Annotated in this window: 10 protein-coding genes; 6 read left to right on the forward strand and 4 right to left on the reverse strand. The window is 60.3% G+C overall.

Annotation, left to right across the window (positions count from 1 at the left end; genetic code table 11):
• Positions 1 to 6 precede the first annotated feature (6 nt).
• Positions 7 to 921: an acetylglutamate kinase gene (argB, locus tag KTN04_RS14970; protein ID WP_217336044.1), complete on the forward strand. Its 915-nt coding sequence runs from the start codon at positions 7 to 9 to the stop codon at positions 919 to 921.
• Positions 918 to 1523, forward strand: coding sequence for a nucleoid occlusion factor SlmA (gene slmA, locus KTN04_RS14975; protein WP_217336045.1), 606 nt, complete (start codon positions 918 to 920; stop codon positions 1521 to 1523). Before argB ends, slmA begins: the two co-directional genes overlap by 4 nt.
• Before the next feature lie 50 nt (positions 1524 to 1573).
• On the opposite strand, the gene KTN04_RS14980 is transcribed toward slmA, so the two are convergent.
• From KTN04_RS14980 to gpmI, 3 genes are read right to left on the reverse strand one after another with little or no spacing between them, the layout of a single operon-like run.
• Complete coding sequence (locus tag KTN04_RS14980) at positions 1574 to 2872, reverse strand: S41 family peptidase (RefSeq protein ID WP_217336054.1); 1299 nt, start codon at positions 2870 to 2872, stop codon at positions 1574 to 1576.
• A 22-nt stretch (positions 2873 to 2894) separates the two neighbouring features.
• A complete protein-coding gene (locus KTN04_RS17315) occupies positions 2895 to 4037 on the reverse strand; it encodes a murein hydrolase activator EnvC family protein (protein WP_217336046.1) in 1143 nt (380 codons plus the stop codon).
• Positions 4038 to 4048: 11 nt separating this feature from the next.
• Positions 4049 to 5599, reverse strand: coding sequence for a 2,3-bisphosphoglycerate-independent phosphoglycerate mutase (gene gpmI / locus KTN04_RS14990; RefSeq protein ID WP_217336047.1), 1551 nt, complete (start codon positions 5597 to 5599; stop codon positions 4049 to 4051).
• Positions 5600 to 5767: 168 nt separating this feature from the next.
• On the opposite strand from gpmI, the gene KTN04_RS14995 reads away from it, so the two are divergent.
• Genes KTN04_RS14995 through secB form a run of 3 tightly spaced genes read left to right on the forward strand, consistent with a single transcriptional unit; the run spans position 5768 to position 6942 of the window.
• Positions 5768 to 6181 (forward strand): rhodanese-like domain-containing protein, encoded by a 414-nt coding sequence (locus KTN04_RS14995; RefSeq protein WP_217336048.1) that lies wholly within the window; start codon positions 5768 to 5770, stop codon positions 6179 to 6181.
• Positions 6182 to 6186: 5 nt separating this feature from the next.
• Positions 6187 to 6441: a glutaredoxin 3 gene (gene grxC, locus KTN04_RS15000; protein ID WP_217336049.1), complete on the forward strand. Its 255-nt coding sequence runs from the start codon at positions 6187 to 6189 to the stop codon at positions 6439 to 6441.
• Positions 6442 to 6474: 33 nt separating this feature from the next.
• Entirely contained in the window at positions 6475 to 6942 is a 468-nt protein-coding gene (gene secB / locus KTN04_RS15005) for a protein-export chaperone SecB (protein WP_217336050.1), read from the forward strand.
• 19 nt (positions 6943 to 6961) lie between these two features.
• On the opposite strand, the gene KTN04_RS15010 is transcribed toward secB, so the two are convergent.
• A complete protein-coding gene (locus tag KTN04_RS15010) occupies positions 6962 to 7627 on the reverse strand; it encodes a tRNA-uridine aminocarboxypropyltransferase (protein WP_217336051.1) in 666 nt (221 codons plus the stop codon).
• 64 nt (positions 7628 to 7691) lie between these two features.
• Here KTN04_RS15010 and KTN04_RS15015 point away from each other — a divergent pair, with 64 nt between their 5' ends.
• A complete protein-coding gene (locus tag KTN04_RS15015; protein WP_217336052.1) occupies positions 7692 to 8558 on the forward strand; it encodes an HDOD domain-containing protein in 867 nt (288 codons plus the stop codon).
• The last annotated feature ends 188 nt before the right edge of the window (positions 8559 to 8746 follow it).

The following is an 8746-nucleotide window of genomic DNA, read 5'->3' on the forward strand; positions in this document are numbered from 1 at the left end:
GAAACCATGCCTCTGTCCCGTGAACAAGCCATGTCGACCGCCAATGTCCTGTCGGTGGCCATGCCCTACATCCAGCAGTTTGTCGGCAAGACCCTGGTCATCAAGTATGGCGGCAACGCCATGATCGACGAGAAGCTCAAGGAAAGCTTTGCCCGTGACATCGTGATGATGAAACTGATCGGCATCAACCCGATCGTGGTACACGGGGGCGGCCCACAGATCGGTGATCTGCTGGATCAGCTGAAGATTGAATCCCACTTCATCAACGGCATGCGTGTCACCGATTCCAAGACCATGGACGTGGTGGAAATGGTGCTGGGCGGCATGGTGAACAAGGAGATCGTCGGCCTGATCAACACCGCCGGCGGTAAGGCCATCGGCCTGACCGGCAAGGACGGCCAGTTGCTGCGCGCACGCAAGCTCAAGGTCAAGCACAAAACCCCGGAGATGGAAGCGCCGGAGATCATCGATATCGGCCATGTCGGCGAAGTCGACAGCGTCAACGTGCAGGTCCTGGAGATGCTGGTCAACTCTGATTTCATCCCGGTGATTGCCCCCATCGGGGTGGGTGAAGACGGCCATGCCTACAATATCAATGCTGACCTGGTGGCCGGCAAGGTAGCTGAAGTCCTGAAGGCCGAAAAGTTGATGCTGTTGACCAATATCTCCGGCCTGCTAGACAAGGATGGTAAGGTCCTGACCGGCCTGACCACCGAACAGGTCGATGCGCTGATTGCCGATGGCACCATCTATGGCGGCATGCTGCCCAAGATCGATTGTGCCCTGAGTGCCGTCAAGGGCGGTGTCAGTAGCGCCCATATCATTGACGGCCGCGTCGAGCATGCCTGCATGCTCGAAATATTCACCGATGAAGGCGTCGGCACCCTGATCACTAACAGCAGCCAGACTGTGGACGCATGAGCGACAAGGCACAAAAAATCTCCCGCCGTGAGCAGATTCTGCAGGCACTGGCACACATGCTGGAAAGCAACCCGGGACAGCGCATTACCACCGCAGCCCTGGCACGTGAAGTCGGCGTCTCCGAAGCGGCGCTGTACCGCCACTTCCCCAGTAAGGCGCGGATGTTCGAAGGGCTGATCGGCTTTATCGAGGAAACCCTGTTTTCACGCATCAAGCTGATCGGTCAATCCGACCTGGATGGCGTGCGCCAGTGCGAGCAGACACTGACGCTGCTGCTGGCCTTCGTGGAGAAGAACCCGGGCATGGCCCGCATTCTGACCGGCGATGCCCTGGCCGGTGAAACCGACCGTTTGCGGACACGCGTCAACCAGCTGTTCGAGCGCCTGGAAACCCAGCTCAAGCAGATGATGCGGGAGGCCGAGCCGCGGGAGGGACTGCGTACCCGGGTTCCGGCTGGCTCGGCGGCCAACTTGATGCTGGCGGCCGCGGAAGGGCGCATTCGCCAGTTCGTACGTTCTGAATTCAAGCGGCGGCCCACCGTGCACTGGGCTGAACAGTGGGGCGCTTTGGCTGCGGCACTGTTCCATATGCCCGCGTCATAACGCAAAAGGGGGCTCGAAGGCCCCTCATCTAGAAGCAGCCGGCGTGCTGCTCAGTCAGCCGCCGGTACGCGCTGCAGGATCTGCATCGCCTTGAGCAGGTTCAAAGCTTCGTAGAGCTGGAAATCACGTGCGGTACGCTCTGCACTGCTTGTGCTCGCCGCGTCCTGACCTGATCTGCCGTTCTCAAGATGGCCGGCCAGATCGCGCTCCTTGATGCGGCTGCCATGCTCGATCGGTGTCAAGCGTGCATCTTCCACGCGCAGGTCCGGCTGGATGCCCTGTGCCTGGATCGAGCGACCGCCCGGCGTGTAATAGCGTGCCGTGGTCAACTTGATGGCACGGTCTTCGGCCAGCGGCAGGATGGTCTGTACCGAGCCCTTGCCGAAGCTGTCCGTACCCATCAATACCGCCCGCTGATGATCCTGCAACGCACCCGCCACGATCTCGGAGGCCGAGGCACTGCCCCCGTTGATCAGCACTACCAGCGGGGTGTCCGCTGCAGCCGTCTCGGTGTTGGCATTGAAACGCAGCTCCGAGTTGGGCAAGCGCCCCTCGGTGTAGACGATCAGCCCCTCGTCCAGAAACGCGTTGCTGACGGCCACGGCTGCCTGCAGCACCCCACCGGGGTTGTTACGCAGGTCCAACACCAGCCCGTGCAGGTCGCCCGCCCGCTGCATGTCGTGGATGGCCGCCACCAGATCCTCGCCGGTATGGGCCTGGAACTGGGAAATACGCAGATAACCGTAACCCGGCTCCAGCATTTCGTGGCGCACGCTGCGTACCTTGATCACGTCCCGCTCCAACTCGAGCTCCAGCGGCTGATCAAGACCGTCGCGCATGATGGTCAGACGGATCGTCGTGCCGACTTCACCCCGCATGCGGTCGACCGCCTCGTTCAGGTCCATGCCCTGTACCGGGGTTTCGCCAAGCTTGATGATGAGGTCACCGGCTCGTACACCGGCACGCTGGGCCGGAGTATCGTCGATCGGAGCAATGACACGAATGAAACCATCCTCAAGGCCCACCTCGATGCCCAACCCGCCGAACTCGCCCCGAGTATGAATCTGCAGGCTTTCGAATGCCTCTGCCTCAAGATAGGCCGAGTGCGGGTCCAGCCCCGTCAGCATGCCGCGAATAGCATCTTCCAGCAGCTGACGATCATCCACCGGCTCCACATAGGCCTGCTTGATGCGATCAAAGACATCGGCAAACATGCGCAGCTCTGTCAGCGGCAGGGGCTTGTCGGTGGCCTGTTCGGCCGCGGGCGGCTGGGCAGCAGCCGGCTGTGACAGGCTCAGAGCGCAGCCCAAGAGGGCGGCAGCAAGCGGTGTGCGACTCATTAGCTTCATCATCGAATTCCCTGCAAGTAAGTTAACGCCGTTCCAGCCAGACGATCGGGTCGATCGAACGCCCCTTGTATCGGATGGCAAAATACAGCCCCGGTTCCGTACTGCCGCCGCTGTTGCCAGCCAGCGCCAGTTGTTCACCGGTGTTGACCCATTCTCCAGGCTCACGCAGCAGGCTGTCGTTTTGACCATACAGAGACAGGTAGCCATCACCATGATCGACAATCAGCACCAGGCCGTAGCCCCGCAGCCAATCGGCAAAGACCACACGGCCGTGATGGACGGCCTTGACCGGTGTTCCGGCAGCAGCCTCCACCAGCAGGCCCTCGTACTGGATGTTGTCCACCCGGCTACCGAATGCACGTTTCACGCGTCCCTTGACCGGCCAGGCTAGCTTGCCCTTGCGCTGGCTGAACTTGAGCCCATCCTGCTTGAGCTTGATCTGTTCAAGCGAGCGCCGGATCTCCTTGAGTACGGCTTCAAGCTCGGCCCGGTTGGCTTTGAGCCGACTCAGTTTTTCGCTGTCACTGCCGTGAGCGCGACGCAGGGTTGCAAGGGTGATGGCTTGTCCCTTGCGTGCCTCGGCCAGTACATCACGCTGTTGTTGCAGCCGGGTCCGTGTCGCCAGCAATTCTGCATCTGTACTGACAATTGCGCTTTGCGTTTGTGTCAGCTCATTCAAGGCTGCACGGTATGCTTCCAGCCGGGTATTAAGGCGTGCTGTCACACTGTCATAGTAATGCTGGATGCGGTCCAGCTTATGCGGGTCCTGCTGGGATAATAGCAGTTCGATACCGGGCTGGCGGCCCAGCTTGTAATGCTCGCGCAGCAAATCCCGTACCAGAGCCTCCTGCTCACGTACCTGTGCGGCCAGACGCGTCTCATCATTCCCCAGACCACTGCGGCGCTGCTTGAGCTGCTGCTGGCGATCATTGAGCGCACGCAGCTGTGCTTGCACCTCACCGATACGGGTATCAAAGCGACGCAGTTCAGCTTCCGCTTTGGCCAGCACCCGCTGACGCTGCTTCAGACGTTCCTGCAGACGGTCAATCTGCTGTGTGACCGCCTTGAGCTCGCGCTCGGTGCTGGCCGGGTCCTGGGCTGCCTCAAGCCCGGCAACGCCCAGGCTCAGACAACACAGCAGCAGCCAGCGGCAGCCGGGGGACACGAACGCGCGACTCAGGACAGTGTGGCCAGGGAGTGACCGCTCATTTCGACCGGCGCGTCCAGCCCCATCAACGCCAGCAGCGTCGGTGCCAGGTCACAGAGAGCACCATCGGCCAGCTGCAACTGCTCGTCACGGGGACCGGCATAGATCAGCGCCACCGGCCAGGTGGTATGGGCCGTGTGCGGCTGACCACTGTTGGGGTCACGCATCAGTTCCACGTTGCCGTGATCGGCCGTGATCAGGGCTTCACCCTGTACCTCCGCCAGCGCCGCCAGCACCAGGGTCAGGCTCTGATCCACCACTTCCACCGCCTGTACGGCAGCATCAAAGTTGCCGGTATGCCCCACCATGTCACCGTTAGCAAAGTTGCACACGATCAGGTCGTACTTGCCGCTGCGAATTGCTGCACAGAGTTTCTCGGTCACTTCCGGCGCACTCATCTCCGGCTTGAGGTCATAGGTGGCGACCTGTGGCGAGGGGACCAGAATACGGTCCTCACCCGGATAAACCGCTTCCTGGCCACCGTTGAAGAAGAAGGTGACATGGGCGTATTTCTCAGTTTCGGAGATGCGCAGCTGGGTCTTGCCCAGGCCGGACAGGTATTCGCCCAGGTCATTGCGGATCGCTTGCGGCGGGAAAGCCACCGGCGCCGGAATATCGGCGGCGTACTCGGTCAGCATGACATAGCCGCCCAGCGCCGGACGCGTCGGGCGTTCAAAACCGTCAAAGTTGTCATCCACGAAACAGCGGGTAATCTCGCGGGCGCGGTCGGGACGGAAGTTGGCACAGATCAGGGCATCGCCGTCCTGTACACGCGCTACCGGCTGGCCTGCGGCATCGGTAATGACCGTCGCGGCAACAAACTCGTCGTTCTCATCGCGGGCATATGCGTCCGCCAGTGCCTGCGCCGCCGACGTCGCCTGCTGCGGCGCCTGCCCCTGTGTCATGGCGTTATAGGCCAGTGCGACACGGTCCCAGCGGTTGTCGCGGTCCATGGCATAGTAGCGACCGACCACCGTTGCGATGGCGCCGGTCCCCAGGCGCTCGAAGGTGGCCTCAGCGGCCTGCAGCGAAGGCTCGGCCGAACGGGGCGGCATGTCGCGGCCGTCCAGAATAGCGTGCAGATACACATCCTTGGCGCCACGCTTCACCGCCATTTCCAGCAGTGCGAAGATATGCTCTTCATGGCTGTGCACGCCGCCCGGCGACAGCAGACCCAGTACATGCACGGCCTTGCCGGCCGCGATCGCTCTGTCCATGGCGTCACAGAGCGCCGCGTTCTCGAAGAAGTCGCCATCCGCAATCGATTTGGAGATACGGGTAAAGTTCTGATACACGGTACGACCGGCACCGATGTTCATGTGCCCCACTTCGGAGTTGCCCATCTGGCCATCCGGCAGGCCAACCGCCATGCCGGATGTCTGAATGCGTGAATTGGGATGCTGCGACAGCAGACGATCCCAGGTCGGGGTGTGGGCCGCTTCAATGGCCGAGGAAGGCGTGGACTCCACGCCGAAGCCGTCAAGAATAATCAGAGCCTTGGTTGCGCGTGCATCAGTCATGGTTGCGTTGTCTGTCCGGTCGATTAAAAAACAGGCAACCATTTTACTGTCTTGCGGGCCGAGAAGCGAACTGCAGCGCCGCCAGCTTTTGCCGGCATGCCCTTATCGCTGTCCCGGTGGCATTGTATACTGACCTACTTTCTATCCGCCCTTTTGACCGGAACGACTATGGAACGCCTGATCGAATTCGCAACACAGCATTATTATCTGGTCGGTGCCTGGGTACTGACCCTGCTCATTCTGCTGGCCACTGAAAAACGCAAGGCCGGCAAGTCGGTCACGCCGGCGGAAGCCACCCGCCTGATTAACAAGGAAGACGGCGTGGTACTGGATATCCGTACTCGCAAGGAGTGGGACACCGGCCGCATTACCGGCGCCCATCACATCCCCCTGGCCGATCTGGACCGCCGCATGAGCGAGCTGGACAAGTACAAGGACAAGCCGTTGATTGTGGTCTGCAACCTGGGCCAGGCCGCCGGCAGCGCTGCCAAGACCCTGAAGGCTGCCGGCTTCAGCCAAGTCGTTCGCCTCAGTGGTGGCATGACCGAGTGGAAAGGCCAGAACATGCCGATCATCAAGTGAGAGCCATGAACGAGACAACCATTTACCTGACCCGCTGGTGCCCCTTCTGCACCCGCGCCATCGCCCTGCTGGACAGCAAGCAGGTGAAGTACACCGTGATTGATGTTGATACTGATCCAGCCCTGCGCCAGGAGATGATGCAGCGCAGCAACCGGCGTACAGTACCGCAGATTTTCATCGGCCAGACCCATGTGGGCGGCTGCGACGAACTGTTCGCGCTTGAGCGCCAGGGACAGCTCGACGCACTGCTGGCCGACTGACCCCAACAACAAGACCGATACAAGGATTCAACGATGTCCGAAGCAAACGCGACCCAGCCTCAATTTGCCCTGCAGCGTGTCTACATCAAGGATGCGTCGCTGGAAACTCCGTCGGGTGCCAAGGCCTTTACCCAGCCCTGGCAGCCGGAAATCAATCTGGAAATGAATACCCGTACCAACGCGCTGGACGAAAAGCACCACGAAGTCGTGCTGACGCTGACCGTCACCGCCAAGAACGCGGACGAAACGGCATTTCTGGTGGAAATCCAGCAGGCGGGCATCTTCCTGATCGCGGGTCTGGAAGGACCGGAACTGCACCACACCCTGGGCGCCTTCTGCCCCAACCTGTTGTTCCCGTATGCCCGTGAAGCGGTTGACAACTTCGTCACCAAGGCGAGCTTCCCGCCGTTGATGCTGGCTCCGGTCAACTTTGACGCCCTGTATGCTCAGCAGATGCAGCAGCGCGCCGAAGAACAGCCGGCCGCTGAAGAAACCCACTGAGGTTTCAGGCCGGGCGGAGCTACTCCAGCTCGCGCCTGGCCCAGCGCCGCCGGGTCGCGATATAACGGCTGTTGAAGCGCTCGAAATACCCTTCCAGGTGGTCTGCCGCTGCCTGATCCCCTACCTGTTCCAGCAATGCCACCGCCACCTCTGCCGTACACAGGTGATGATCAATGGTTGATCGCCGCAGCTGATAGCGGCTCAAGCGATCCGTCCGCGGCTCGATGACCGGCAAGTGCTGAAGGTAACGACTATGACGAAACATCCGTCGCGCCTGCCGCCAGGTTCCATCCAAAATAATGAACACCGGAATGCGCGCATCCGGCATGCGCGGATCGTTTGCCGGATCTTCGATCATCCGTTCCCGGTAATCTTCCCCTGCCGGAAATACCAGGCAGGGCGCATAACACTCATCAGCCAGGGCGGCCAGCAGCTGCTCACAGGGTTCCGTACGGGACCATTCGAAGAGGCGCGTGTGCTTAATCGAGTCCATGATCAGGCGACCGGTATTGGTCGGCTTGTACAGTTCATAGCGATGAGTCAGCAGCCAGAACTGGCATTTGGCTGGCACGGTAAAGCGCCACTCACAGATACACACCTCTTGCGGCAAACGACAGTCTTCACAACGCACAACACCCGAGCCACGGGCGACGAAGGGCTTTCTGTGAGGGTTCTCAACCTTCATGACATATCCTGCTGAATCCTGAACTGGGCGGCACTATACTGAGTGCCGCAGAAGCAGACAAGCCGTGAATACCGTTGGAGACACACGCTACATGACAGGCACAACGTTCAACTCGCTGATCCCGCCACAACCGGAAATTCTGCTGCAGCTGGCACGAGAGTGCCGTCGGGAAGATCCAAACCTTGAGCGCATCTGTACTTTGATCGGCCAGGATGTCGCCATCTATGCGGCCATCTTGAAAGTGGTGAATAGCCCCTATTACGGCCTGTCGGTACAGGTCACTTCGATACGGCACGCGATTTCCCTGTTGGGGATTGTCCGTGTCTTCAACCTAGCACGCCTGACCATGCTGCATAACACTCTGAGCCAGACCGGACGTATGGAGCGCTTCTGGGACACGGCCAGAGATGTGTCCCAGGTTGCCGTCACCTTAACTCGCCACTTTGCACTGCCACTCGACCCTGACGAAATGCAGGCATTGGGCATGCTGCATGATTGCGGCCTGCCACTAATGGTACAGGCTTTCGACGGCTTTCGGGATTGTCTGCATCGCAGCTCCAGCCAGGATCCGGCTGCGCTGCACCGACAGGAGCTGCTGCAGTTCCGGTTTTCACACTATCAGGTTGGTGCACGGATGGTGGAACGTTGGCTGCTGCCAGCACACCTTGCCGACGCCATTCGCCTACAGCCAGTTGCACAGGATGCCCTGTGTGACCGAATCAAGGTGGATGAGCAGGCGCTGTACCTGCTGGCAGCACTGGCATTGGCACAAGACGTAAGCGCCGAATATCGTTATTTCTGGCGTGTTCAGGCTGATGATCGCCGCACAACCGTCAATGCAGCATTGGCGTTTCTGGGAATCGTCGAATATGACTTCCTCAATTTCAAGGAAAGCCTGATCGATGCCTGGTCCGATAATACGGTGGACTGAACACCTCCATACCCCGCCATCATGCACTCGAGAGGCTCTTCAGCCCACCGATAATGCTCCTTTGGCCTGGCCCGGTGTATGAGGCGGTGGGCACCGCTGCTGTATGCAGGCCCAGTGCGGGCCCCGGCCCCAAACGCAAAAACCCCGATCTCAACGAGACCGGGGTTTTCACTGAATAAATGCTTGGC

It is taken from the genome of Marinobacterium weihaiense, from assembly GCF_019061305.1.
Taxonomy (GTDB): domain Bacteria; phylum Pseudomonadota; class Gammaproteobacteria; order Pseudomonadales; family Balneatricaceae; genus Marinobacterium; species Marinobacterium weihaiense.